Raw genomic sequence first — 26,915 nt, 5'->3', positions numbered from 1 at the left:
AATCGCTGGGGGCATGACAAACGACGCCAGCACCAACTCCCCGGAGAAACAAGGATCCGCCGGCGCGGAAGGATCCGCCGGCGTGGCGACGACCGACGAGGAACGCCTGGCGCAGCTCGGCTACAAGCAGGTCCTGGCCCGCCGTATGTCGGCGTTCTCCAACTACGCCGTCTCGTTCACGATCATCTCGGTGCTGTCCGGCTGCCTGACCATGTACGCGTACGGCATGAAGACCGGCGGCCCCGCCCTCATCACCTGGGGCTGGGTGGCGGTGGGCCTCATGACGCTGGTCGTCGGTCTCGCGATGGCCGAGATCTGCTCCGCCTACCCCACCTCGGCCGGCCTCTACTTCTGGGCCCACCGGCTGGCCCCGCCGCGCAGCGCGGCGGCCTGGGCGTGGTTCACGGGCTGGTTCAACGTGCTGGGCCAGATCGCGGTGACGGCGGGCGTGGACTTCGGTGCGGCGTCGTTCCTCGGGGCGTATCTGAACCTCCAGTTCGGCTTCGAGGTGACCCCGGCCCGCACCATCCTGCTCTTCGCGGCGATCCTGCTGCTGCACGGCCTCCTGAACACGTTCGGCGTGCGGATCGTGGCGCTGCTCAACAGCGTGAGCGTGTGGTGGCACGTGCTCGGGGTCGTGGCCATCGTGGCCGCGCTCCTGTTCGTACCGGACACGCACCAGTCGACGTCGTTCGTCTTCACGCGCTTCGTGAACGAGACGGGCTTCACCAACGGCGTGTACGTGGTCCTGATCGGCCTGCTGATGGCGCAGTACACCTTCACCGGGTACGACGCCTCCGCGCACATGACGGAGGAGACGCACGACGCGTCCACGGCCGGCCCGCGCGGCATCGTCCGCTCCATCTGGACCTCCTGGATAGCGGGCTTCGTCCTGCTGCTCGGCTTCACGTACGCGATCGGCTCGTACGACACCCAGCTCGACTCGGCCACGGGCGCGCCGCCCGCCCAGATCCTCCTGGACTCCCTCGGCGAGACCGGCGGGAAGCTGCTCCTGCTCGTGGTGATCGGCGCCCAGCTCTTCTGCGGCATGGCCTCGGTGACGGCCAACTCCCGCATGATCTACGCCTTTTCGCGCGACGGGGCCCTGCCGTTCTCCCGCCTGTGGCACACGGTGAGCCCGCGCACCCGCACCCCGGTCGCGGCGGTCTGGCTGGCCGCGGGGGCCGCGCTCGTCCTCGGTCTGCCGTACCTCATCAATGTGACGGCGTACGCGGCCGTGACGTCGATCGCGGTGATCGGCCTGTACATCGCGTACGTCATCCCGACCCTGCTGCGCCTGTTCCGCGGCGACGCCTTCACCCCGGGCCCCTGGCACCTGGGCCGCTGGTCGCGCCCGGTCGGCATCGTCGCGGTGGCCTGGGTGACGGTCATCACGGTCCTGTTCATGCTGCCCCAGGTCTCCCCGGTGACCTGGGAAACCTTCAACTACGCCCCCCTGGCCGTCCTGGCGGTCCTCGGCTTCGCCACGGCGTGGTGGCTGGCGTCGGCCCGCCACTGGTTCTTGCGGGGCGTGCGGGGGGAGTAGGGGGCGTTGCCGGCGGGAGCCAACTCGGGGTGGCCCCGGCCCGCGGAAGTGTCACCCCGTTATGTCCGCATCGGGCAGCGCGCGGTGGCCTCCCACCCGACCCGCGACGGGCCCGACACCCGATACCCGATCGGCTGCCGGGCGCCGTCCGGCTATGCTCGGGGGTGACTCGCCAAGGGCCATTAGCTCAATTGGCAGAGCAGCGGACTTTTAATCCGTTGGTTGTCGGTTCGAGTCCGACATGGCCTACCGCTTGTCGCAGCGTCAGATCTGCTCTGACCTGCAACTTCTTCGGTCCGACTGGGAACGCCCAGTCGGACCGAAGTCGTTTCGACCGCTTTGCGGCCCATGTGCGTGCTCGAAGAGTGCCCCAACCGCCGGCGCGCGTACTGGGTGCGCTGCGGCGACCGAGGCGCGAACTTGGTGACGTTGCGGACGCGGCGCCGGCCGAGCTGGACGCACCTCGTGTTCCTCGGGCTTCGTGCGCAGGATCCACCCTGGGTAGGCGGGGGCGCCGGGGCCGCAAGGCTCCGGGCGGTGGGCGACCCAGGGTGGGGTGGGTGGGGTGGATATTGTGCGGGGGACAGGGGGCCGGTCGGGGTTTTCGGAGGCGTTTGTGGTGGAGGGAGTCACGTGATCGAGGCCGGCCGGACATGGCGGCACCTGTTGGCCGTACTGCTGCGTGGCGAGGATCTCGGTGCGGATGACGCCCGGTGGGCCATGCGCCAGGTGATGGACGACGCGGCCGATCCGGCGCAGCTCGCCGGGTTCCTGGTCGCGCTGCGGGCCAAGGGCGAGAGCGCCGAGGAGATCCACGGGCTGCTCGACGCCCTGATGGAGCGGGTCGTTCCGCTCCCCGTGGACGGCGCCGACGTCGTCGACATCGTGGGTACCGGCGGCGACGGCGCGCACACCGTGAACGTGTCCACGATGGCCGCCGTCGTGGTGGCCGGAGCCGGCGTCCCGGTCGTCAAGCACGGCGGTCGCTCGGTCTCCAGCAAGGCCGGCGCCGCCGACGTACTGGAGGCCCTCGGGCTCCCCCTCGACCTCACCCCGGACGCCGTCGCCCGCTGCGTACGCGAGACCGGCATCGGCTTCACCTTCGCGCCCCGCTTCCACCACGGGCTGCGGCACGCGGGCCCGGTCCGCAAATCGCTCGGCGTGCCCACCGTCATCAACTACCTGGCCCCGCTGACCAACCCCGCCCGTCCCCGTACCGCCGTGGTCGGCTGCTCCAACACCGCGCTCGCGCCCGTCCTCGCGGACGTGCTCGCGGCGCGCGGGGCGAGTGCGCTGGTGGTGCGCGGCGACGACGGGCTCGACGAGATCACCACGGCCGCGCCGACCCGGGCGTGGGTCGCCGCGGCCGGGCGGGTGCGTCAAGTGGGCCTGGACACAGCCGAGTTCGGCCTCCCTCGCTGTGCGCCCGACGCCCTGCGCGGCGGCGACGCCGCCTATAACGCGCGCGCCGTCCACCGGGTGATGGACGGCGAGACCGGGCCGGTGCGCGACGCCGTGCTCGCCAACGCGGCGGGCGCGCTGGCCGCGTACCGGGGGTTCGGTGACCGCGACCTGCCCGACGCGTTCGCCGCCGCCCTGGACGAGGCCCGCCACGCCCTCGACTCCGGCGCCGCCGCCCGAACCCTGAAGACCTGGCTGGACCTCGCCCGCTCGCTCCGGGGGCCCGCGCGGTAAATGGTTCGGAGCACCCCTGCGAGTGGCGTACAGTTGTGTTTACCGACGCGGGGTGGAGCAGCTCGGTAGCTCGCTGGGCTCATAACCCAGAGGTCGCAGGTTCAAATCCTGTCCCCGCTACTGAACGAAGAGGCCCGGCACTTGAAAAAGTGCCGGGTCTTTTTGTTGCTTGTGAGTGAGTACGCTGAGTTGTCGTGCGTGCGCGGGGAGTGAGTGGCCGCGGAGTGAGTGCGGCCGTACGGCTGGGCATGCGGGTCGGCGCGTGCGCGTACGTAAGTGTCGGTGCGAGGTGGTGGTGGGGATGCGGCGGAGGGTGCTGGCCGGTGTGCTGCTGGTCGTCGGGCTCGGGGCCGGGCTGAGCGGGTGCCAGGAGGCGGGGGGTCCCGTGCCCGTCGTGGTGCGGGGGCCCGCCGTCGGGGTCACGGTGCCTGCTCACGGCTGTCGTCTCAACCGGGACGGCTGGGCCGAGCTGCCCTGTGTGCCCGAGCGGGCGGCCAATCATCGCCACACCCGGGGGAGCTGTGTGCGGGGGCGCCCCGGCCCGCACCGCTGCCGCCGCCACTGACGCCGTCTCCCCGCATGGGTGCGTCGAGTGGCCGCCGAGGCCGAAAAGCGGCAGGCTGGTCGAGTGCGGCAGCGAGCAGAGGGCGACAGGCGCCTGGTACGGGCGCTACCCGTACTTCTCATCGTGGTCGGCTTCGTCTTCGACGCCTCCACCCCGCCCGATCTGACGGCCGCCGCTCTCTTCGCGGGTGCACCGGTGGCCGCCGCCCCGTTCTACTCCGACCGCGGCACCGCCGCCGTCGGCGCCGGTTCGGTGGCCGCCGTCGTGGCCCTCTGGTTCATACACGACCTCCCCAACCTCGGCGAAGGCGCCAGCGAGCTGTTCACCGTGCTCACGGTGAGCGCCCTCGCCCTCGTCATCAATCGCATCCTGCGCCACAGCGGCGAGCAGCTGGCCTCCGCCCGCGTCATCGCCGAGACCGCGCAGCGCGCCGTACTGCCCACCCCCGCGGCCCGCATCGGCGGTCTTCATGTCGCCGCGCGGTACGAGGCTGCGCAGGCGGACGCCTTCATCGGCGGGGACCTCTTCGCCGTGCAGGACACCCCGTACGGGGTCCGGCTCATCGTCGGTGACGTACGCGGCAAGGGGCTCCAGGCGGTGGAGGCCGTCGCCGTGGTGATCGGTGCGTTCCGTGAGGCGGCCGAGCAGGAGTCGTCCCTGGAGGCGGTGACGCAGCGGCTGGAACGGGCGCTGGCCCGCGAGGGGACCCGGCGCGACCGGCTCGACGCGGTCGAGGGGTTCACCACGGCGCTGCTCGCCGAGATCCCGCGCGGCGAGAGCACCGTACGCCTGGTGAACCGGGGCCACCCCGAGCCCTTCCTGCTGCACGCGGACGGGTCGCTCGACGCGCTGGTGCCGAGCGAGCCCGCGCTTCCGCTCGGCATGTCCGACCTCGGGGTGTGGCCGGACCGCGCGGACGCGCGCCCCTTCCCCGCCGGCTCGATGCTGCTGCTCTACACGGACGGCCTGTCCGAGGCCCGTGACAAGGCGGGCGTCTTCTACCAGCCCGGCGCCCGGCTGAGCGGTGCGATCTTCCCGGGCCCTGAGGAGGTCCTGGACGCGCTCGTCGACGACGTACGCCGCTACACGGGTGGCGGCTCCAGCGACGACATGGCGCTGCTGGCGGTGGCCCGGCCGGCCGAGGGGCAGCCGGAGCGGCGCCGCACGGTCCAGATCGTGAAGTAGGGGCCTCGCGGAAGGGGGTTTCGCGGGGGACGGGGTCGTCACCGAGGGTGCCCGACAGTGTCCCTGCGCATAACAATTGACACACCATCAGAAAGCGCCGGTGATGAAGGTGACGCTGAGAAGTCGTCAACTCGCCCGGAATGCCCCGGCAATGGGCACTAAGTCCGGGCCAGAACCGTTAACGATCAGTGGGAACGGCTTGGAATCCTCCCCCCGTGTCTATTAACGTTCGATAACGCAGCGCGGCCGTCCCAGCCGCCGCCACGGCGGCACCGCGCGCCTGCGCCGAATCCCGTCAGGGAACCGGGGAACCACCGACTTGGGGTGAATCGGACGTCCGTCATGGGCGCTCGTAGGAGACCTTCCTGCTCCGAACCCTCCCCTTGGCCTCAGGGTCAGGGGGACCCCCACCGCCAACCGGTAGGCGAGAAGGAAGGAAAGGAGCGCGCCCCCGTGGCCGCCAACGAGCCTGCCCTCGGCACCCCCCTCCCCGCGTTCCCCTCCACGACGCTCGACCCGGCGAGACCCCAGCCGCTGTACGGGGACGCGCCCGGCGAGACGGAGACCTGGGAGGAGTGGGACCCGACCGAGGAGTCCGTACGCCCCGTCCGCGGCCGGCACCGGGTGGCCAAGCAGCGCGGTGGCGGGCTCGCCCGGAGCTCCACGGTTCTCGGCGTCGGTGTCATCGCGGCGGTCGGCGCGGGCGGCATGGCCAGCGCGCAGAGCAAGCCGCCGGTCTCCATATCGCTGCCCGACTCCCTCAGCGCGAGCCTGCCCGACCTCGGATCGCTGCCCGGCGTCGGCGAACTGGTCCCGCACCACGCTCCGGACAGCCTCACGTCCGGCGCCGCCCAGGCAGACCAGAAGATCGCCGCGGCGCCGCTGACCATGACGGGCCTGTCCACCGGCGAAGCCGAGCGGGGCGCCACCGACGCGGGCGAGGCGCTGCGCGCCCGCATCCTCCAGCAGGCCGCACAGCAGAAGGCCGGTGCCGCCGCCGAGGCGAAGGCGGCCGCGCAGCAGGCCGCGGCCCAGAAGGCGGCGCGGGAGGCGGCGGCCCAGCAGGACGCGGCGCGGGCGAAGGCCGCGGCGGAGAAGAAGGCGCAGGAGGAGGCGGCGGAGAAGAAGGCGGAGGAGGAGCGGCTGGCCAAGCTGGCGGCGAGCTACTCGCTGCCGGTCGGCTCGAACACGCTCACCTCGACGTTCGGCGAGGCCGGCTCGATGTGGTCCTCCGGCCACCACACCGGCCTCGACTTCGCGGCGCCCACGGGTACGCCGCTCAAGGCGATCCACTCCGGCACGATCGTGTCGGCGGGGTGGGCGGGGGCGTACGGGTACCGGACGGTCGTCAAGCTCGACGACGGCAGTGAGCTCTGGTACTGCCATCAGTCGTCGATCGCGGTCAGTGCGGGGCAGCGGGTGGCGACGGGGGAGGTTGTTGGGCGGGTGGGGGCGACGGGGAATGTTACGGGGCCGCACTTGCACCTGGAGGTGCATACGCCGTCCGGCACGGGCATCGACCCCATGACCTGGCTCCAATCCAAGGGGCTCGCCCCTTGACCCTGGGTTCGGGGCTTGCCCCTTGACCCCGGGGGTCCGGCGCGGCTGAACTCGCCGTTGGGCAGGGCCGGCGGCTTTTTGCGCAGTTCCCCGCGCCCCTTAACTCTCTCGACCCTGCGGACCGTGCGTGGCTGGTCGCGCAGTTCCTCGCGCCCCTTACCCCCGTTTTCGACCGCGGGTCGTGGTCGCTTCTCGCGCCGTTCCCCGCGCCCCTGAAAACCCGTTTTCGGCTGCGGACCGTGGGTGGCTGGTCGCGCAGTTCCCCGCGCCCCTAGCTACTCGGTGCTGGCCCGCGTCGGCCACCTCAGCCCGTCCGGCGATTGAGGACGAGCGCCCTTTAGGCGCGAACGGGGTCTGGGGCGGAGCCCCAGGGCCGGAACCAACCAACCCGCTGCACGGGCGGGCGGGTGGGCGAGGTGCCTGGGGACTGGGGCGGAGCCCCAGGGGCTCAGATGGGCCAACCCCCGTCACGGGTGCGGGCCCGGGGGTTAGGTCAGGTAGGGGTTGTAGGTGGGTGGGGGCGTGGGGGGCCAGTAGGGGTAGGGGGACGGCGGGCCGGGGTGCGGGGGCGGCCAGGCCCGGCCCGTGGCCCCCGCCGCGTACAGCAGCGCCGGCCCCGCAACCGGCTTGCGCTCCCACAGATGGTGGAGCAACTCCTGCTCGCGGGCCGCGAAATCGGGCCCGGGCCCGGTGGCCCCCGCACTGCGATACGCCCGGTGCCGCAGAAACGCGAGCGCGGTCGCGAACGCCTCGTACTCGGCGACCGCCCGCGCCGCCGACTTCCCCCCGAGACGGTGCTGCGCGAACTCGCGCGCCGTGGCGCGGGCCCGCATCGAGGAGAGCGCGAACGGCTCGGCAAGCCCGAGCCACCCCGCCGCGGCGTACGCGGGCAGCTCGGCGGCGACCGTACGCAGCTCCCGCTGGCGGCTCCAGATCGCGAGCCAGGTGACAAGCCCGAACGCCGGCACCATGAACCCCCCGTACACGATGAGGAAGCCGTACGCCCCGAACAGCGTCGAGCTGTTCCACAGGGCGTGCATGCCCATCGCGCACACCAGGCCGAGCAGCGGGAACACCACCCGGCGCAGCCTCCTGCCGGACGGCGCGAGCGCGGCCACCCCGAACCCGATGCCCGTCATCACCGTGAACAGCGGGTGGGCGAACGGCGACATGACGACCCGTACGAAGAAGGTCGCGGCGGTCGTCGAGGCGAGGCCGCCGCTGTGGCTGGCCTGGTCCTCGCCGAACGCGTTGCCCAGGTACAGGATGTTCTCGGTGAAGGCGAAGCCGGTCGCGGTGAAGCCGGCGAAGACGACGCCGTCGACGAGACTCTTGAAGTCGCGTCTGCGGAACAGGAACAGCAGCAGGACGGCCGCCGCCTTAGCGCTCTCCTCGACTATGGGCGCTATCACGCCGGCGCCCAGATGGTCGGCCGAGGAGGGGTCGGCGGTGGCCGTGGCTATCCAGCGCGTCGCGAACGAGTTGGCGATGATCGCCACCAGGGCGGCGGCGCAGGCGCCCCACGCCAGGGCGAAGAAGAGGTTGCGCCAGGGGCCCGGGTCCACCCGGTCCAGCCAGCGGAACGCGGCGGCCAGCAGCGGCACCGGAAGGACGGCGAGCCCGAGCCCGACCAGGAACCCCTCGGTGCCCGTCTCGTCCCGTACGAGCGCGAAGATGACCAGGCCGCACAGGGCGAGCAGGGTGATCAGCGCGCCCGCGCGGACCGCCTTGGAACGCCAGAAGTCGCGGCGCGGCCGGTAGCGCCACTTCGCACGGTCCGGGGGGACCGCGTCGAAGCGGGGCTCGTCCGCGCACGCCGGAACCGGCTGGGCCGAAAAGGCCGACCCGGCCTGCTGGGGCGCCTGCCCGGGGTGCGGGCGATGCGGAAGCGACTCGAAGGACACCTGACGACCCTAACGAGGGTCACTGACAATGCGCGACGGTGCCCTCACCATCGGCGCCACGCGCACGATCCGCGCTATCCGCCGTGCCCGACGCGTCGGAACAGCAGATCGTGGACGACGTGTCCCTTGTCGAGGCCCTGGCCCTCGAACCGGGTCAGCGGCCGGAACGCGGGGCGCGGCGCGTAGCCGCCGCCGTCCACGGTGTTCTCGAAGTCGGGGTGCGCGTCGAGGACTTCCAGCATCTGCTCGGCGTAGTCCTCCCAGTCCGTCGCGCAGTGCAGGACGGCGCCGGGCTTCATGCGGGTCGCGGCGAGGGAGAGGAACTCGGGCTGGATCAGGCGGCGTTTGTGGTGCCGCTTCTTGGGCCACGGGTCGGGGAAGTACACGCGCAGGCCGTCCAGGGCGTCCGGCCGCAGCATTTCGCGCAGCAGGATGATGGCGTCGCCGTTGGCCACGCGGACGTTGTTCAGGCCGCCGCGTTCGGCGAGCCCGAGGAGATTGCCCTGGCCGGGGGTGTGGACGTCGACGGCGAGGATGCCCGTGCCGGGGTCGTCGGCGGCCATCTGCGCGGTGGCCTCGCCCATGCCGAAGCCGATCTCCAGGACGACGGGCAGCCCCTCGAACATCTCGACCAGGTCGATCTCGCGCAGCCCGTCGATGTCGAAGCCCCACACCGGCCACAGGCGTTCCAGGTACTCGCCCTGGCCGGTGGTGACGCGGCTGCGGCGGGGTTGGAAGCTGCGGATGCGGCGCTCGTGGTGCGAGCCGGCCGGGTCGGCGGCGGGGCCGCCCGGGAAGCGGGGTGCCTTGTCCCGGGGCAGGACCTTTTCGGTCCGGGGGGCGGGGGGTTCGGGGGTTTGGGGCTGCTCAGACACAATGTTGTGATTCTACGGGGCGGAGTGCGGCGGGATGCCTGTACCGAAGCCCCCTCCCTCCCCGCACCGCCGCGGGCCCCCTCTCACCCCGGGGGCCCGCCCCCATCCCGGCCCCGCCCCCACACGGCCCTGATCGCGCAGTTCCCCGCGCCCCCAAAGAACCTGTTTTCGTCTGCGGCCCGCAGGTGGCTGGTCGCGCAGTTCCCCGCGCCCCTAACCCCTCTCGATCCTGCGGACCGTGCCCGCGTCTCGCGCAGTTCCTCGCGCCCCTTAAGTGCTCGGTGCTGGCCCGCATCGGCCACCTCAGCCCGTCCGGCGATTGAGGACGAGCGCCCTCAAGGCGCGATACGGGGTCTGGGGCGGAGCCCCAGGGGCCTGCTTTCGCCTGCGGACCGTGCGTGGCTGGGCGCGCAGTTCCCCGCGCCCCTAACTACTCGGTGCTGGCCAGCACCTCAGCCCGTCCGGCGATTGAGGACGAGCGCCCTTAAGGCGCGAACGGGGTCTGGGGCGGAGCCCCAGGGGGCCGGGGCCATCCAACCCCCTGCACGGGCGGGTGGGTGGGGAGACGCCCAGGGGGTTGGGTCAGGGGCGGGGTAGGGCTGCCAAGGCCCTTCTCGCTACCTCTCTTCCGATCGGCAGGGACGCCGTCGCCGCAGGGCTCGGCGCGTTCAGGACGTGGATCGTCCGGGGCGCCGAGCGGATGAGGAAGTCGTCCACGAGCGTGCCGTCCCGCAGGACCGCCTGGGCCCGAACCCCCGCCGGGGCAGGGCGGAGGTCGGCCTCGCGTACCGAGGGGAGCAGGCGCCGGACCGCGTCCGTGAAGGCCCGCTTCGACCAGGACCGGTGCAGCTCGCCCGCGCCGTAGCGCCAGTGGCGGCGGGCTATCCGCCAGGAGCCGGGCCAGGCGAGGGTGCCGGCCAGCTCGCGCGGCCGCACCGTGCGCCAGTCGTAGCCCTCGCGGGCCGCGGCCGGCACCGCGTTGGGGCCGACGTGGACCGTGCCGTCGACGCCCCGGGTGAGGTGGACGCCGAGGAAGGGGAACGCGGGGTCGGGCACCGGGTAGACCAGGCCCTTGACCAGCCCGGGCCGGGCCAGCTCGTAGTACTCGCCGCGGAACGGCACGATCCGTACCCCGGGGTCGTCGCCCGCGAGCCGGGCCACCCGGTCGCAGTGCAGGCCGGCGCAGTTGACCAGGGCCCGGGCGCGCAGCACCGTACCGTCGGCCAGGCGTACGGCGACGCCGAGGGAGGGGCGCCGGTCGATGTGGACGACTTCCGCGCCGTAGCGCACCTCGGCGCCGGACAGCTCGGCGAGGCGCGCCGCGACCGCCCCGTAGTCGCACACCCCCGTCGTGCCGACGTGGATCGCCGCGAGCCCGCGCACCTCCGGCTCGTACGCCGCTATCTGCGGGGGGCCGAGCTCGCGCACCGGGATGCCGTTCTCCCGGCCGCGCTGCACCAGGGCGTGCAGCCGTGGCAGCTCGGCGCGCTCGGTGGCCACGATCAGCTTGCCGGTGACCTCGTGCGGGATGCCGTGCCGTGCGCAGAACTCGACCATCTCGGCCGCGCCGCGCACCGCGAAGCGCGCCTTGAGGGAGCCGGGCTTGTAGTAGATGCCGCTGTGGATGACCCCGCTGTTGCGCCCGGTCTGATGTCGGGCGGGGCCGTTCTCCTTCTCCAGGACCGTCACGCGCGTCCCGGGTGCCTCCCGCGTCAGGGCGTACGCCGTCGACAGGCCCACGATCCCGCCGCCGACCACCAGCACATCGCAGTCGTACGTCGTCACCCAGGCACCTCCCACCCCGGTCGTGTCTTCCCGGAGGACGGCCCCGGACCCCCTCATCACATACTGCACTGACCCACTGACACTCCCGGTAAACGTCCGGTGGAGGCCGCTACGCCGGCGTCACCAGAAGGGGCCTGGCGCGTTCGCGCAGCTCGGCGACGCGGGGCTCGTCCCCGTAGGGCTCCAGGCGGTGCAGCAGATCGCGTACGTACTCGGTGGTGCGGGCCGAGGAGATGCGGCCCGCGACCTCGACAGCCCGGGTGCCGGCCGCGCACGCCGCGTCCAGGTTGCCCGACTCCAGCTCGGCCACCGCGCTCACCACCAGGCGCAGCCCGTGCGAGCGGACGAACTCCTCGGTGGGCCGCGACAGGGCCTGCTCGGTGAAGCGGCGCACCTGCCGGGGCGCCTTCAGGTCGCGGTAGCACTCGGCGGCGTCCGCGGCGAAGCGGTCGTAGGAGTAGAAGCCGAGCCAGGAGGGGTCGCAGTCGCCGTCGCGCGAGCGCTCGAGCCAGGCCTCGGCGGCCTTGAGGGCGGCCTCGGCGGGGTGCCCGTCGCCGGCCTTGGCGTGGGCGCGCGCCTCCACGAGGCGGAAGAAGGACATGGTGCGGGCGGTGGCGAGCCCGCGGTTGCGCTCGACGGCGGCCTGCGCGAGGTCGACGCCCTCGTCGGCGAAGCCCCGGTAGGTGGCCTGGAGGGACATCGAGGCCAGGACGTATCCGCCCAGCGGCACGTCGGCCGCGGCGCGCGCCAGCCGCAGGGCCTGGATGTAGTAGCGCTGGGCGGCCTCCTGCTGGCCGGTGTCGAAGGCCATCCAGCCGGCGAGCCGGGTCAGCTCGGCGGTCGCGCCGAACAGGGCGCGCCCCACCTCGTCGCTGTAGGAGCCGAGCAGCAGCGGGGCCGCGTCGACCCGTAAGCACTCGGGGACCATCGAGGAACGCCAGTCGCCGCCGCCGTACTTGGAGTCCCACCGGCGGGCGTCCTCGGCCGCCTCGCGCAGCTTGGCGACATCGCTGTGGCCGACCTTCAGCGGCGGCAGGTCGGTCAGTTCGACGCTGCGGGCCACCGAGGAGTCGGCGGGGGTGATGAGCCAGCGGGAGGCCGGTGTGGCGTACGCGCTGACGGCGAAGGAGCCCGCGAGGGACTGCCAGATGCCGCCGCCGGCCCGCCGTCCGGCCAGATCCAGCCGGTACAGGTCGGTCGCCGAGCGCACCGCCTCCGACACGTCGCGCGGGAAGGCGAGCCCGACCTCGGGGGCCGGGTCGGCGTCCGCGAGGCCGATTTCGTGCAGCGGGACGGGCCGGCCGAGCTTGGCGCCGATCGCCGCCGCTATGAGATGGGGCGCGGCGCCCTGCGGCACCATGCCCTTGGAGACCCACCGGGCCACGGAGGTCTTGTCGTAGCGAAGGGTCAGGCCTCGTTGCGCGCCGAGGTCGTTGACCCGTCGCGCCAGGCCGGCATTGCTGATTCCCGCGAGGGCGAGAACGGTGCCGAGCTTCTCGTTCGGCCCGCGTTGCTCCCTGGACATGCGCCACCCCTCGACACAGACGGCGTTCCCCCGAGTGGCCTGGTGTCCGATTCGTCGGCCGCACAAGCACGTGGCCGAGCCCTCGGGTATATGCCAGCCGTGAGAAACAGCAGTAAACACAGCGTAGTTCGCCGCATCCCGACCGTTAAGAGGCGGTCTTCCGTATGGCGAGATTGTTTTCCGTACGGCCGGTTGCGGACACCGGGGGGCGCGGGCCGGCCGCGGAGCGGTTGCGCCGGGGGGCGGCGGGACCGGTCGCCGCCGCGCTCCCGACGTGTGGCCGTGCGCCCGGCCGTGCGCTCTCGCCGGTCCCCCAGGGGAGCGCTTCCATGTGTGGTGCGTGGGTCGGCCCGCTGCGTGGATCCAGTGGGCTGGGGGACACCGCCGCCTCAATCCCCGCGGGCGGCGGACCGGTCCGGGAGGCGAACAGCGCCTCCCGGACCGTGTGTTGAGGGTCCCCCGGGGCGGGTGTGACGACCGCTCGACCGACGGAGAATGGCCGGATATCGCCCCTCGTCGGAGGGTTCCGGCGAGTGGCACGGGTCTCTCGCGACCCGTCCCGTACGTCCCGGGACCGACGCCAATCGGCCATCGTCCGGGGCCAATTCACTGCGTGTGCCCGCTTCCCGTAGCCCCTCCGGGGCGCCGTTGTCGTGGCAGCATGGGGCCCGGCCTCCTTCGGGCCGTGCGGAGCGTACTGACGGGAAGCCGTCACGACGTATTCTGACGGTGCGTCACATCGAGGGCGGTACGGGGATGTCCACGAGTTGTCCACAGCCTGTGGAGGCGCGATGCGGTGGTTGGTGGGGTGGAGCAGCGTCGCCGCAAGCTTCCGCGCGGGCGCCCAGGGGGCCGGCGGATACGGCACGGCGGGCGCCGTCGGCGAGCCCGACGAGGGCCGCACCGTCCACCCCGTCGGAGCCCAACTCCTGTGGGGCGACCCGGATCCGCTGTGGGCGGTCGGCGACTGGCGGCCCGACGAGATCCGCATCGTCAGCGTCGGAGCCGACACCCGCCTCGCCGTACTGGGCTGCTGCGCCGCCACCGACGAGGAACTGCGCGTCGGACTCTTCGCCGCGCGCGGGGGCGCACTGCGCCACCTCACCGCCTGGCCCGGCAGCTACACGGCCGTCGCCCAGGTCGCCCGCCGGGTGACGGTCGTCGGCGACCTGGCCGGCGCGCGGCCCGTCTTCTACACCCCCTGGGCGGGCGGAACGGCCTACGGCACGGCGGCACTTCCGCTGGCCGACCTCATCGAGGCCCAGCTCGACATCGGCCACCTCGCCGCCCTCCTCGCCTGCCCCGACGTGCCCGAGGCGCTCGGCGACTCCACCCCCTACGCGGGCGTACGGCGCATCCCGCCCGGCCATGCGCTGGTCCTGCGCGAGGGCTCGCGGGAGATCACCGGGTACGAGCCGGTCGCCTCGCTCGCGGTGGCCGCGCCCCAACTGGCGCCCGTGGCCGCGGTGGACGGCGTCCGCGACGCGCTGGTGGCCGCGGTACGGGCCCGGCTCACCGCGCCCCGGCACGCCCCCGAGACCCTGCCGCCCGACCCGGGCCCGGTCCCCGGCATGGGCCCGGCCGAGCGGCGCGCGGCCCGCGGCGGCCCGGCGCCCGGCATAGGGGCCGACCTCTCAGGAGGCCCCGCCTCCGCCACCCTGGCCCTGCTCGCGGCCGGTCTTCCCGGCGTGCCCGGCACCGTATTGGGCCACGGCACCGGCGCGGGCGAGCGGCTGCTCGCCGTCACCTTCAACGACCTCACCGTGCCCGGCGCCGGCCGCCAGGCCGAGCTGGAGCGGGCCGGCGCGATGGCCGCCAACCCGCGCCTGCACCACGTGGTGGTGACCGGCGGCGAGGAGTTCCTGCCCTACGCGGACCTGGAGGGCCCCCTCACCGACGAGCCGGGGCCGTCCCTGATCGCCGCCCCCCGGCACCGCAGGCGCCTGCTCTCGGGCAGCGCGGACCACTTCACCGGAAGCGGCGCACGCCAGGTCCTGGACGCCCATCCGGCGCGCCTGGCCGACCTACTGATGGACCGTCAGCGACGCCATCTGCTGCGGCCCGCGACGGCCCTGGCGAAGGCTGGCGGCCCCTCGGCGAACTCCCTCTTCGTCCCGCTCACCGTCTACCGCGCGGCCCGCCGCCTGGCCCGCACCCCCTACCGCGCCGGCATCGAGTCGGCGGCCGACGCCCTGCGCGAGCCCAGCTTCGACGACGCGACCAGTCCGCTCTCCATCTCCCTGGCCGCCCTGTCGTGGACCCGCCCAGGACCGGCCGCGCGCTGGCTGACCGGCGAGGCACTCGCCGAGGTCTCGGCCCGCCTGATGGCCTCGGCGACCCGCCCGGCCCCCTCGCAGCGCCCCGGCCAGGCCCGCGCCTCGGCGGCGCTGGCCCGGTACGCGGCCGACCACCGCGTCCTGGAACAGGCCGCCGAGGTACGCAGCCAGCGCCTGCACGCCCCGTTCCTGGACAACCAGGTCGTCCGGGCCTGCCGCGCGCTGCCCGAATCCCTGCGGGTCCAGCCCGGCGCCCGGGCCACGATCCTGCGGACGGTCCTGTCGGCGTCCGGGGTCCGCGACCTGCCCCCCGGCTGGGGCGCCCCCTCGCACGGCCCCACGGCGACCGCCCGGGCCGGCCTGCGCCACTTCGCAGACCCGCTGATCTCCCTCTTCGAGGCCCCGCTGCTCGCGGACGCGGGCCTGATAGAGGCCCGCACCGTACGCAAGGCCGTACGCGCGGCGGCCGCGGGCGAGCCCCTCCCGCTGGACGGCCTGGCCGACCTGATCTCCACCGAACTGTGGCTGCGCCGCCTGCTGTCCCGCAGAGGCACCTGCTGGACCGGCACGGCCGCGCCACGCCAACGCGCGGTGGCGGGCGGCGTGACCCCGCCGCGCCGCCCGACCCTGAGGTCCTGAGGACCCGGGGACCCGTGGACCCGAGGCCATGAGGGACCAGGGCGTGAGGCCACCCGCAGGGGGCGGGGGCTCAGCGGGAGGGCGCTTCGGGGGAGGGCCCGCATTCGCCGCCGGGCCGCCCCCGCCCCGGCCCCCCGCATAATGAACCCGTGCGGTACCTGATCCTGGGCGCCACCGAGGCGCACGAGCCCGATGGCACGTCCATACCCCTGGGCGGTCGCAGGGTGCGCGCCCTCCTGACCGCGCTGGCACTGCGGGTGCCCCGGGCCGTCCCGGTGGCGACCCTCATCGACGACGTATGGGCGGACGATCCGCCCCAGGACGCCCCGGCCGCCCTCCAGGCGCTCGTGGGTCGGCTGCGGCGGGCGCTGGGCAAGGACGCCGTGGAGTCCGGCCCGGCCGGATACCGGCTGACCGCACCGCGCCACGCCGTCGACCTGTTCGTGTTCGAGGAGCGCGCCGCACAGGGCGCGGCCCAACTCGCCGCGGGCGAGCCCGAACGCGCCGCCACCACCCTGCGCGCCGCCCTCGCGCTGTGGCGCGGACCCGCCCTCTGCGACCTCCCGGAACCCGACGGCGCCGTACGCGCCGAAGCCCAGCGCCTGAGCGCCCGGCGCAACCGCATCGAGGCGGATCTGCGGCGCGGCGCCACCCACGGGCTGCTTCCCGAGCTGACGGAGCTGCTCGCCTCGTACCCGTACGACGAGACGCTGCACTCCCAGATGATCCGCACCCTGGTCGCCGAGGGCCGCAGGGCCGACGCGCTGGCCGCCTACGAGCAGGCCCGCCGCACCCTGGCCGACGCCCTCGGCACCGACCCCGGCCCCGAACTGGCCGCCCTGCACGCCGAGTTGCTGGCGGGCGGCCCCGCCGTCGAGCGGCCCGCCCCGGCCCCTTCCCCTCGCCCCGAGGGCAACCTGCGGCCCCGGCTGACCTCGTTCGTCGGCCGTGAGCCCGAACTCGCCTCGATCCAGGGCGACTTGGCGACGTACCGGCTGGTCACCCTCACCGGGCCCGGCGGCACCGGCAAGACCCGCCTCGCGGAACAGGCCGCATCGGCGGCACGCGTCGACGCCTGGCTCGTCGAACTCGCCCCGCTGGACGACCCCGGTGCCGTGCCCGGCGCCGTGGTCTCCGCGCTCGGCCTGCGCGAGACGACCCTGCTGGCGCGCGAGGGGCAGCCCGGCCACGACGACCCCACCGCCCGCCTCGCCGACGATCTCTCCCGCCGCCCCGACACGCTGCTCGTCCTCGACAACTGCGAGCACGTCATCGACGCCGCGGCCCGCCTCGCCGAGACCCTCCTGACCCGCTGCCCGCGCCTGCGCATCCTCGCCACCAGCCGGGAGCCGCTCGGTGTGCCCGGCGAGACGGTCCGCCCGGTCGAACCGCTGCCGCCCGCCCCGGCCCACCGCCTGTTCGCCGAGCGCGCCCGCGCCGTACGCCCCGACTTCGACCCCGGTGCCGACCCCGAGGCGGTGGCGGAGATCTGCCGTCGCCTGGACGGGCTGCCGCTCGCCATCGAACTCGCCGCCGCCCGGCTGCGGTTGCTCACCCCCCGCCAGATCGCCGACCGGCTCGACGACCGCTTCCGCCTGCTGACCGGCGGCAGCCGTACCGTACTGCCCCGGCAGCAGACCCTGCGGGCCGTCGTCGACTGGTCCTGGGACCTGCTCGAAGAGCCCGAGCGCACCGTGCTGCGCCGCGCCTCCGTCTTCGCCGGCGGCTGGGACCTCGCCGCCGCCCAGGCGGTGTGCGCGGCCACCGACGACCTCGCCGCCCTCGTCGAGAAGTCCCTGGTCATCGCGGTCCCCGCGCCCGACGGCAGCGGAATGCGCTACCGGATGCTGGAGACCATCCACGAGTACGCCACCGAGCGGGCCGCCGAGACCCCGCAGGTGCTGCGCGAGGCGGCCGACGCCCACACCGCGTACTACCGCGCACTGGTCGCCGAGGCGGAACCCCTCATCCGCTCCGCCGAACAACTCCCCTGGATCCGTTGCCTGGAGACGGAGCTCGACAACATCCGGGCCGCGCTGCGCCGCACCACGACCGGACGCACCGCCGACGAGGAGGCCGCCACCGAACTCGTCCTGAACATGGGCTGGTTCTGGTGGCTGCGCAACTACCGTACGGAAGGCGCCGGTTGGGGCCGGGCTGCCGCCGAGCTCGCGCCGCTCCCCGACGACGAGTGCGACCCGCGGTACTGGCCGCGGCTCCACCTCGACCTGCTCCGCTACTTCCTGCTCTCCGACGTCGAACGCGGCCACGGGCTCGAAGACAACGGGGTCCAGGACCGGCTCGCCGAACTCCGCAAGGCCTTCGAGGGCGGCGGCCCGCAGGCGGCCCGTTTCCCGGGGCTGCTGTGGCCGTTCGCGACCTTCCACACCGACCCGCCGGGCCTGGTGCGCGACTCGATCAACGGGGTCGTCGCCAACTGCCGTCGCTACGGCGACGACTGGGCGACCGCGGTGAGCCTGATGTTCCGCACCCACATGTCCATCGACATGCCCGGGGGCCTGGAGGGCGTCGACGAGGACCTCGCCGAGCTGCGCGAGCTGGGCCGCCGCGTGGGCGACCGCTGGATGCGCGCCCAGGTGGCCGGCGCCGCCGCCGAAGCCGCGATGACGCGCGGCCTGTCCGAAGTGGCCCGCCCCGCCTACGAGGAGGCGCTGCAACTGGCCCGCGAGGTCGGAGCCCACCAGGAGACGCCGTTCCTCACCGCCCGCGTCGGCGAACTCGCCTACCGGCAGGGCGACTTGGACGCCGCCGAGAAGTCACTGACCGAGGCCGCGGCGGACGCGCTCCGCTACCGGGTGGCCGAGGCCCTGCCGTACGTGCACTCGCTGCTCGCCACCATCGCCCTCGACCGGGGTGACACCGTCACCGCTCTCGCCCTGCGCGACCAGGCCCTGGACTTCGCCGAGAAGGGGCCGCCGGGCGCGCCCCCGCACTTCGTGGCGCTGCTCGACGCCCTGGACGCCCGGACCACCGCCATCGAGTCGGGCCCCCTGGCGGGGCTGCGGGGCATGGCGAACGCGCTGCGCACGGCGGCCGGCGGCCGGTGCACCGAGCACGTCCTGGCCCATCTCGCCGAGCGCGCCGCCCAGTTCCTCGGCGACCTCGGCGAGCACGGCCGCGCGCTGCGCCTCCTGGCGGCCGCGAGCACCTGGCGCGCCGACATCCCGCGCTCCGTACCGGAGCGGGCGATCGAGGAGTCCATCCGGCTCCGGGCCCGCGAGGCGCTCACCCCCGAACGGTACGAGGCCGAGTACGCCGCCGGATCACCGCTGACCCCGACCGAGATCCCGCCGATCCTGGACGAGGTCACGGAAGCCTGACCCGGCCCGGCCCCCCGGGGGGGCGTACCGCTAAGCGCAGCCGATCCGCGACTGCGCCCAGTCCGCGAGCGCCGCCCCGCCGAACGGGCCGGCCGGTTCCACCACCAGCCGGATCGTCCTGCGGCCCGCGATGTCGGCGTGCACCGGCACCGCCGGATCACCGGCGTGCACCACCGGCGACTGCCACAGCCTGGTCGCGTCCCCGTACAGCGAGAACCGCACCGCCCCGAGCCCCGCCATCAGATCGTCCACCCCCGCGTACGCGTCGTAGGTACGGCACTGGCGGTTGAGGTCGATGGTCACCGAGGACCGGCCGTGCACGGTCACCCCGTGCGGATAGCGGTGGCCGTCGATGCTCATGCCGGAGCGCTGCCACAGCCAACTGGAGCCGCCGAGCCGCACTTCGGGCTTGGTGCCGTCGCCGAGGAGGCCGTATTCCAGGCGGTTCACCTGGAACACGCTCGGCGCGGGCGGCGGTGGCGGCTTCGCAGGCGTGGGCTTCGGCGGGGTCGGCTTCGGGGGCGTCGGCCGGGGCGGGGTGGGTGCGGGACGCGTGGGCGTCGGCGGAAGGGGCCGCGCGGCCGGCTTCTTGGGGGCGGGCCGGGGCGGCGGGGTGGGCGCGGCCGCGGGAGCGGCGGGAGGCTCGGGCGCCGGCGGGGGCTTGTGGGGGACGGCGGGCACGACCGCGGGCGGCTTCGCGTCGGGCTTGGGCGCCGGCGCGTCGTTGCCGGTCAGCGCGAACACGATCCCCGCCGCGACGGCGACGGCGACCGCCGCGGCGATGCCCGCCTTGGCCGGGGCGCCGAGCCCTTCGGAGACCGCGGCACCCCCCGCCGCCCCGCTTGACGCGCCGCTGCCCGTCGCGGCGGCCGCGGCACCCGCGCCCGCCGCTCCGGCGGCGCCACCCGCCACGACTCCGGCCGCCTTGAGAGAGAACCCGGCGGCGAACCAGCCGATGACCGCGACCGGAAGCAGCGCGGGAATCCCGGCGTTGACGTCCTTGAGCTCGATGACCGCGACCCGGCACTTGGCGCACTCCTCCAAGTGCTTGCTGAGCCCGCGCTCGGCCCGCATCCGCAAGCCACCGCGTGCGTACGCGCCGAGCCGGTCGGCGTAGCGCGCGCAGTCCCCGCCGGAGGTCAGCGCGGTGGAGACATGGGCCTGGAGGTAGGCCTGCTTGAGGCCCTCGCGGGCCCGGCTCGCGAGCACCGCCGTGGCGTTGGCGGTCAGCCCGAACAGCGGCGCGATCTCGCTGGGCGACTCCTCCTCGACGGTGGTGTGCCAAAGCACCGCCTGCCAGCGCTCGGGGAGCGAGCGGAAGGCCTGCATGGCGAGCGTCTGCTCGGCCTCGTGCATGGCCCGCACCTCGGCGCCGAGGTCGATGGTGTCGTCGTCGAAGGCCTCCGTGGAGCGCGCGGACTGCTGGGCGAAGACCGCGAAGTCGTCGACCAGGTGCTCCCGCTTGGCGGTCCGCGTCCAGGTGGCCGCGACCCGGCGCACGGTGGTCATCAGATAGGCGCGCACGGCGTGTTCGGGCCCGGCTCCGCCGCGTACCGCCTGGAGGGTGCGCGCGAAGACCTCCGCCGTCAGGTCGTCGGCGGTGTGCGCGTCCCGGCAGCAGGTGCGGGCGTAACGCCGCACCGCCTCGGAGTGGCGGCGGAACAGTTCCTCGTACGCGCTGTCGTCGCCGGCCCGCATCGCGTGGATGAGGTCGGCGTCGGACTGGCCCACCTCGGGGAGGTCGAGCGTCACGCCGTCGCGCAGGCCGCCCTCGCGCTGCGTGGGCACGCTCGAGCCGGGGTCGCCGATGCCGTCCATGGGGCCCCAGGGCCCGGGCAGTACGGTCCCGCCGAGGCCGGCGCCGCCCGCCAGGCCGAAATCACCCGCATGCTCGTAACCGGAACCCTTGGCGGCCTGCCCCGGGACCGGCGCGGGGCCGCTCGGAGCGCCCGGGCCGAAGCCGCCCTGACTCGGCACCTGCCGCGGTGGACGCCCCCCGTCAGGGCCGCCCGATTCCGGTCCACCGCCGCCTGAGAGCGACTCGTCCCGCTCTTCAACGCCCATAGCGGAAGCTCCCGTAAGCACGCTCAGACCCGACCACCGGGCAAGCGTGCCACAGAGCGCAGGCGGAGCCGAGCCTCAGGCCCGGCAACCACTCATCCGGGGAGACTTACCGCACCCGAGCACTAGCCGTCACTCGTTCGGGGAAGGCTCGACGGCTGGAGACGGACCGGACTGAACTCCAACTCGCCCATTTTGTAAGCGAGTTGAGAGTCAGGACGGGCGCGAACGCAGTCCTTCGAGGAGGATGTCGAGCAGTCGCGACGAGGCCGCGGCCTGCTGGTTGGCGTCGGGCAGCGACGGCGCCGCCGTGGCTATCACCAGGAGCACATCGGCGACGGTCACATCAACGCGCAGCTCGCCCGCCGCACGCGCCCGGTCCACCAACTGCCCCACCACGTCGAGCAGCTCGGCCGCTCCCGGGTCGTCCAGCTCCTGCTCCGGCGCGGTCCGCTGCGCGATGACCCGGCCCCAGGCCGCACCCTGCTCGGCGGAGCCGACCTGGCGCTGCTGCGGCACCCGCGCCTCGTCGAACCCGTCCCGGACGCCGTCGGGCCGCGATGTCTCGTCCCGGGGCGCCTCGGGACGTACGCCCTCGGTCTCCTCGGCGTCCACGCCGACCCGCAGCACCTGCGGCGGAAGCAGCCGGCCCGCGCCCGACGCCACCGACGTGCGCAGGAAGCGGGAGAGCGCGGACCAGGGCTCGTTCTCCTGGCCGAGCGCCGTGCGCGCCTGGTCGGTCAGGCGCGAGGTCTCCTCCTCGGCTATCCGGCGCACCAGCACGTCCTTGCTGGGGAAGCGGCGGTAGACGGTGCCCACCCCGACCCGCGCCCGGCGCGCCACGTCCTCCATCGGCGCCCCGTAACCGAGTTCGCCGAACACCTCGCGCGCCGCGCGCAGCACATGTTCGAGGTTGCGCTGGGCGTCCACCCGCAGCGGCGCGGAACGCGATCCGCCCGCGCCCGGAGCCGTACCCACGCGGCCATGGCCGTCGGACGACGCGACGGCGGTCTGCCAATGAGAGTCCTGAATGTGCATTTATCCCCCGGTTATAACGTCTCCCCCCGGAGACTCCCCGCCCTGACAGTCGAGGACCGGTCCCTGATCCGACACCCGACGGGATACGAACATAGTTGAGCCCGGCTCAATTCAGAAGAGGTTCTTCCGCACAGCGTGCCGCCCGATCGGACCAAGGACCGAAACCCAACCGAATCGGACCTTGTCGATCACGTGTCACTCACCCGTTGACCTGCGGAAATCACCTCATGGCCGAAAGGGTGCGCCGTCCGCGGCGTCGGCTTTCCCCAGTCACACAATTTGTCGAGCCTGTGGACAAAGCCCGAGGCCCGTTGCGTCATGGGGAGGTGACAGAACCTGTACGCATTCTCGTGGTCGGCGGCGGATACGTCGGGATGTACACGGCGCTGCGCCTGCAACGCAAGCTCAAGACCGAGCTGCGCGCCGGGACGGCCGAGATCACCGTGGTGGCGCCGGACCCGTATATGACGTACCAGCCGTTCCTGCCCGAAGCGGCGGCCGGGAACATCTCGCCGCGCCACGTCGTGGTGCCGCTGCGCCGCGTCCTGGACAAGTGCCGGATCGTCATCGGCGAGGCCGACCGCATCGACCACGCGCACCGCACCGCCACCGTCACCACGCTCGCCTCGCCCGAGGACGGCACCGGCGCCATCCGCCTGACGTACGACGAACTCGTCATCGCACCCGGGTCCATCTCGCGCACCCTGCCGGTGCCCGGCCTCGCCGACTACGCGATCGGCTTCAAGACGGTCGAGGAGGCCATCGGCCTGCGCAACCACGTCATCGAGCAGATGGACATCGCCTCCTCGACGCGCGACCCCGCGGTCCGCGACGCCGCCCTCACCTTCGTCGTCGTCGGCGGTGGCTACGCGGGCGTCGAGGCGCTCGCCGAGCTGGAGGACATGGCGCGCTACACCGCCCGCTACTACCACAACATCCGGCCCGAGGACCTGAAGTGGATCCTCGTCGAGGCAAGTGACCGCATCCTGCCCGAGGTCGGCGAGGAGATGGGCCGGTACGCCATCCGCGAGCTGCGCTCCCGCAACATCGACGTCCGCCTGGAGACCCGGCTCGACAGCTGCGAGAACCGGATCGCCGTCCTCAGCGACGGCGCCCGCTTCCCCACCCGTACCGTCGTGTGGACGGCCGGCGTCAAGCCCGCGCCGCTCCTCGCCGCCACCGATCTGCCCCTGAACGAGCGCGGCCGCATCGAGTGCACGGCCCAGCTCCGCGTCGCCGGCACCGACCATGCGTGGGCGGGCGGCGACGCGGCCGCCGTCCCCGACCTGACCTCGCGGGAGAAGGGCAAGGAGTGCGCGCCCAACGCGCAGCACGCCGTGCGCCAGGCCAAGGTCCTCGCCGAGAACGTCGCCGCCGCCGTACGGGGCGGAGAGCCGGTGGAGTACCGGCACAGTTACGCCGGCTCGGTCGCCTCCCTCGGACTGCACAAGGGCGTCGCCCACGTCTACGGTCGCAAACTCAAGGGCTACCCGGCCTGGTTCATGCACCGCGCCTACCATCTGAGCCGCGTCCCGACCTTCAACCGCAAGGCCCGGGTGCTCGCCGAATGGACCCTGGCCGGACTGTTCAAACGCGAGATCGTCTCGCTCGGCTCGCTGGAACATCCGCGCGCCGAGTTCGAGATCGCCGCGGGCGGCGGCCCGCCCGGCAAGGGCCCCGCCCCCCAGGACACCTGACGCTGTCAGTGCGGTCCGTCACACTGGGCGTGTGACCATAGGTGGACCCACACCTGCACAGAGTGATCCAGCGGCCCAGCACCGCACCAGCACCGGCAGCACAGCACCCGCAGCAACACACGAGGCTTGGAACACCGTGAACTTCACGCGTTGGAGCGCCCGGCTCCCCGGTACGCAACGCCGCGCCGCAGCACGGACCGACCGGGGCTCCGTGCCCGCGGCCCGCGGCGAATCCGGGTCGCAGCCGGAGCCCTGGACCGACGACACCGACGAAGCGGCCGAGCCCCCGGTCCTCGACGACCTCTCGGTGCGCGACGTCCTCGGCCAGCTCCCCGCCCTGGTCGCGCTCGTGCACGGCCCCGAACACCGCGTGGCGTACGTGAACGACGCGTACGCCGCGGCCTTCGGTGTCCGCCCGCTCGGCGCTCCGGCCGCCAAGACGCTGCCCGAGCTCGACGAGCTCGGCCTGCTCCCGCTGATGGACCAGGTGCTGCGCAGCGGAACGTCCCGCACGGTGAAGTCCCGCAAGACCCAGAGCGCCGGTTCGTACACGGTGACGTGCACCCCGGTGACCATCCCCAACCACGCCGAAGGCGGTGTGCTGGTCTACGCCGCCGACGTCACCGACCACGCCGAGGCCGCCGAGCGGCTGCGCGCCAGCGAACGCCGGCACCGCGAGACCGCCGTCACCCTCCAGCGCTCCCTGCTCCCGCAGGAGCTGGAACAACCCGACGACCTGCGGGTGGCCGCCACCTACCAGCCCGGCGGCACCGACGCGGCGGTCGGCGGCGACTGGTACGACGTGATCACCCTCGGCGCCGGACGCACCGCGCTGGTCATCGGCGACGTGATGGGCCGGGGCGTCCGCGCGGCCGCCGTCATGGGTCAACTCCGCACCGCGGTAAGGGCGTACGCGCGCCTGGACCTGCCCCCGCACGAGGTGCTCCAGCTCCTGGACGGGCTGGCCGCCGAGATCGACGCCAGCCAGATCGCCACCTGTGTCTACGCCGTGCACGACCCCAACGAGGGCCGCCTGGTGTACGCGTCGGCGGGCCATCTGCCCGTGCTCGTACGCCATGAGGACGGCACCGTCCACCGCGCCGAGGACCCGACGGGCCCCCCGCTCGGCACCGGCGGCTGGCTGCACACCTCCGGCTCGATCGCCCTGCCCCCCGGCGCCACCGCCGTCCTGTACACGGACGGCCTGGTCGAGCGCCGCAGGGAGGACATCGACGAGGGCGTGGCCGCGCTGGAACGCGCCTTGTCCGGCGCGGTCGGCACCCCGCAGGTGGTGTGCGACCGGCTGCTGCGCGCCCTCGGAGTCACCGCCGAACACGACGACGACGTGGCGGTCCTGGTCTGCCAGCACCCCGCCCGCACCGGCCATGCCGCGGAGTTGTTCCACAACGCGGCCCTCGACCTGCTGGGCGGCATCGAGGCCGCGCCCCGCGCCCGGGCGTTCGCCTCGGGGGTCCTGTCCTCCTGGCGCTTCCCGGTGGAGCTGCGTGACCTGGGCGTCCTCGCCGTGAGCGAGCTGGTCGCCAACTCGCTCCAGCACGGCACCCCGCCGATGCGCCTGAGACTGCGCCGCACCGACCGCCGGCTGATCATCGAGGTGACGGACGGCGACGACCATCTGCCGCGCCGCCGCCGCGCCGACCCCGCGGACGAAGCAGGACGAGGCATCTCGATCGTCGCGACGATCGCCTCGTCCTGGGGTTCGCGCCGCACACCGGGCGGCGGCAAAGCGGTGTGGTGCGAGTTCGCGCTGCCCGGTTAGGGGCGTGTGCTTTACGCGTTGGCGGGCGTCGGCTCGGGCTTGTGCACCGAGACCACGCGCGAGGCGGCCGCGAGCACCGGCTGGTCCTGCGCCGGCGTCAGCCCCTTGCCGAGCCGCAGCGCGAGCACGGTGATCCCGAGCGAGAACAGCACGAACGTCACGATGTACGGCCCGTGCAGCGCGGCCCCCATGGGCCCGCCCACAGCCGGACCGACGGCCAGCGCGAGCTGCTTGACCAGCGCGAACGCCGAGTTGTACTGCCCGACCATCGACTCGGGCGCGAGATCGGCGACCAGCGGCGCCACGGTCGGCGACAGCATGGCCTCGCCCAGACCGAACAGCGCGTACGTCGACACGAAGGCGGCGGTCGCCATGGCCTGGCTGCCGTGGCCGAGCCCGGCGTACCCGGCGACGATCCACGCGAACGCCCAGATGAGACCCACGGCCGCGATGACCCGGCTGCGGCGCCGGCGCTCCACGAACTTCAGCACCAGGAACTGCGCGACCACGATGACGGCCGTGTTGGCGGCCAGTGCGATCCCCAGCGTCGAGGGCTGGATCCCGGCGGCCTCGGTGCCGTACGCCGCGAGACCGGACTCGAACTGCCCGTAGCAGGCGAAGAACACCACGAAGCCGAGCACACACAGCTGGACCATCGCCCGGTGCCCGAGGATCGCCCGGATCCCAACGCCCGCGCCCTGCTCACCCGTGGGACGCGCGTCCGAAAGGGGCATCGAGCGCGGCATCTTCGCGGAACCCGCGACGCCCGCGAGCACCAGGAACATCACCGCTTCGATGGAGAAGAGGAGGGTGAAGCTGGCGGGGCGGCTCTGGTCGACGAGCTGCCCGCCGATGAGACCGCCGATGCCGAGGCCCAGGTTCTGAAGGAAGAACTGGAGGGCGAAGGCGCGGGTGCGGGTCGCGGGCCCGGAGCACCAGACGATCATCGTCGCGAGCGCCGGCTGCATCACGGCGGTCCCGGCGCCGAGCAGCGCGGCCGACGCCACGGCGGCAGGCACGCTGGAGGCGAAGCCCATGCTGAGCGCACCGGCGGAGGCGAGCACCGCGGCGCCGACCAGGACCGGCAGCGGCCCACGCCGGTCGATGACCCGACCGGTGAACGGCAGCACCACGAGCGCGGCCATCGCGAAGACGGCGAGCACGACACCGGCCGTGGTCGCACCCAGGTCACGCACCTGGGCCACATAGACATAGAGGTACGGAACGGTGAACCCGAGTCCAAACGCGCTCAGCGCGTTGCCTGCCTGGATCCGGCGCATCGCTGCACCCATCGCCTTGGTCACACTCACCACCTTGGGTATCCGGAAGCTTGGAGAACCCGACGCCCTCGGACGTGAGCGAAGGGCTCGAACGTGTAGGGCTCAGATCTGAAGACTTCAACACTAAAATTAGATCCTTAACAATACACACTCAAGGACTTAG

General features: G+C 73.5%; 16 protein-coding genes, 2 tRNA genes and 1 riboswitch. Of the genes, 11 read left to right on the top strand and 7 right to left on the bottom strand.

What is annotated here, in order from left to right; translation table 11 throughout:
• The first annotated feature begins 13 nt into the window (after positions 1 to 13).
• From DWB77_RS18450 to DWB77_RS18425, 7 genes are all read left to right on the top strand, one after another.
• The gene (locus DWB77_RS18450) at positions 14 to 1,546 is read left to right on the top strand and encodes an amino acid permease (RefSeq protein WP_120722294.1); all 1,533 of its coding nucleotides are present in this window, start codon (positions 14 to 16) and stop codon (positions 1,544 to 1,546) included.
• A gap of 176 nt (positions 1,547 to 1,722) precedes the next feature.
• Positions 1,723 to 1,795, top strand: a tRNA-Lys gene (locus DWB77_RS18445).
• Between the two features lie 384 nt (positions 1,796 to 2,179).
• Positions 2,180 to 3,241, top strand: coding sequence for an anthranilate phosphoribosyltransferase (trpD, locus tag DWB77_RS18440; protein ID WP_246033565.1), 1,062 nt, complete (start codon positions 2,180 to 2,182; stop codon positions 3,239 to 3,241).
• A gap of 46 nt (positions 3,242 to 3,287) precedes the next feature.
• Positions 3,288 to 3,361 (top strand) — tRNA-Met (locus tag DWB77_RS18435).
• Positions 3,362 to 3,542: 181 nt separating this feature from the next.
• Positions 3,543 to 3,806, top strand: a complete 264-nt coding sequence (locus DWB77_RS37840) for a hypothetical protein (protein WP_162952552.1) — start codon at positions 3,543 to 3,545, stop codon at positions 3,804 to 3,806.
• A gap of 63 nt (positions 3,807 to 3,869) precedes the next feature.
• Positions 3,870 to 4,991, top strand: a complete 1,122-nt coding sequence (locus DWB77_RS18430) for a PP2C family protein-serine/threonine phosphatase (protein WP_120722292.1) — start codon at positions 3,870 to 3,872, stop codon at positions 4,989 to 4,991.
• 273 nt (positions 4,992 to 5,264) lie between these two features.
• Positions 5,265 to 5,432: riboswitch (cyclic di-AMP (ydaO/yuaA leader) on the top strand.
• Positions 5,433 to 5,444: 12 nt separating this feature from the next.
• Positions 5,445 to 6,551: a M23 family metallopeptidase gene (locus tag DWB77_RS18425; protein WP_428985130.1), complete on the top strand. Its 1,107-nt coding sequence runs from the start codon at positions 5,445 to 5,447 to the stop codon at positions 6,549 to 6,551.
• Positions 6,552 to 7,039: 488 nt separating this feature from the next.
• Here the strand turns inward: DWB77_RS18425 and DWB77_RS18420 are convergent, their stop codons facing one another.
• The 4 genes from DWB77_RS18420 to DWB77_RS18405 form a co-directional block, all read right to left on the bottom strand.
• A complete protein-coding gene (locus DWB77_RS18420) occupies positions 7,040 to 8,455 on the bottom strand; it encodes a PrsW family intramembrane metalloprotease (protein WP_120722290.1) in 1,416 nt (471 codons plus the stop codon).
• A 74-nt stretch (positions 8,456 to 8,529) separates the two neighbouring features.
• Complete coding sequence (gene trmB, locus DWB77_RS18415) at positions 8,530 to 9,276, bottom strand: tRNA (guanosine(46)-N7)-methyltransferase TrmB (RefSeq protein WP_246033881.1); 747 nt, start codon at positions 9,274 to 9,276, stop codon at positions 8,530 to 8,532.
• Positions 9,277 to 9,912: 636 nt separating this feature from the next.
• Positions 9,913 to 11,172, bottom strand: a complete 1,260-nt coding sequence (lhgO, locus tag DWB77_RS18410; RefSeq protein WP_120722288.1) for an L-2-hydroxyglutarate oxidase — start codon at positions 11,170 to 11,172, stop codon at positions 9,913 to 9,915.
• Between the two features lie 52 nt (positions 11,173 to 11,224).
• Positions 11,225 to 12,640 carry an MFS transporter gene (locus DWB77_RS18405; protein WP_120722287.1) on the bottom strand — a complete coding sequence of 472 codons (1,416 nt, stop codon included), beginning with the start codon at positions 12,638 to 12,640 and terminating at the stop codon, positions 11,225 to 11,227.
• Between the two features lie 791 nt (positions 12,641 to 13,431).
• On the opposite strand from DWB77_RS18405, the gene DWB77_RS18400 reads away from it, so the two are divergent.
• Both DWB77_RS18400 and DWB77_RS18395 read left to right on the top strand, forming a co-directional pair.
• Complete coding sequence (locus DWB77_RS18400; RefSeq protein ID WP_120722286.1) at positions 13,432 to 15,555, top strand: asparagine synthase-related protein; 2,124 nt, start codon at positions 13,432 to 13,434, stop codon at positions 15,553 to 15,555.
• Positions 15,556 to 15,704: 149 nt separating this feature from the next.
• The gene (locus tag DWB77_RS18395; protein ID WP_120722285.1) at positions 15,705 to 18,896 is read left to right on the top strand and encodes an AfsR/SARP family transcriptional regulator; all 3,192 of its coding nucleotides are present in this window, start codon (positions 15,705 to 15,707) and stop codon (positions 18,894 to 18,896) included.
• 30 nt (positions 18,897 to 18,926) lie between these two features.
• Here DWB77_RS18395 and DWB77_RS18390 read toward each other — a convergent pair whose 3' ends face one another.
• The gene (locus DWB77_RS18390) at positions 18,927 to 20,960 is read right to left on the bottom strand and encodes a sigma-70 family RNA polymerase sigma factor (RefSeq protein WP_120722284.1); all 2,034 of its coding nucleotides are present in this window, start codon (positions 20,958 to 20,960) and stop codon (positions 18,927 to 18,929) included.
• A gap of 210 nt (positions 20,961 to 21,170) precedes the next feature.
• Positions 21,171 to 21,995: a TetR/AcrR family transcriptional regulator gene (locus DWB77_RS18385; protein ID WP_120722283.1), complete on the bottom strand. Its 825-nt coding sequence runs from the start codon at positions 21,993 to 21,995 to the stop codon at positions 21,171 to 21,173.
• 326 nt (positions 21,996 to 22,321) lie between these two features.
• On the opposite strand from DWB77_RS18385, the gene DWB77_RS18380 reads away from it, so the two are divergent.
• Entirely contained in the window at positions 22,322 to 23,692 is a 1,371-nt protein-coding gene (locus tag DWB77_RS18380; protein ID WP_120722282.1) for an FAD-dependent oxidoreductase, read from the top strand.
• 136 nt (positions 23,693 to 23,828) lie between these two features.
• Positions 23,829 to 25,472 (top strand): ATP-binding SpoIIE family protein phosphatase, encoded by a 1,644-nt coding sequence (locus DWB77_RS18375; RefSeq protein ID WP_120722281.1) that lies wholly within the window; start codon positions 23,829 to 23,831, stop codon positions 25,470 to 25,472.
• Between the two features lie 11 nt (positions 25,473 to 25,483).
• Here the strand turns inward: DWB77_RS18375 and DWB77_RS18370 are convergent, their stop codons facing one another.
• Positions 25,484 to 26,764, bottom strand: coding sequence for an MFS transporter (locus DWB77_RS18370; protein WP_174248709.1), 1,281 nt, complete (start codon positions 26,762 to 26,764; stop codon positions 25,484 to 25,486).
• Positions 26,765 to 26,915: the final 151 nt, after the last annotated feature.

Origin of the sequence: Streptomyces hundungensis, assembly GCF_003627815.1 — a bacterium.
GTDB classification, from domain to species: domain Bacteria; phylum Actinomycetota; class Actinomycetes; order Streptomycetales; family Streptomycetaceae; genus Streptomyces; species Streptomyces hundungensis_A.
Note: the sequence above shows the minus strand (reverse complement) of the source record. Positions and strands in the feature narration are given on the sequence as shown.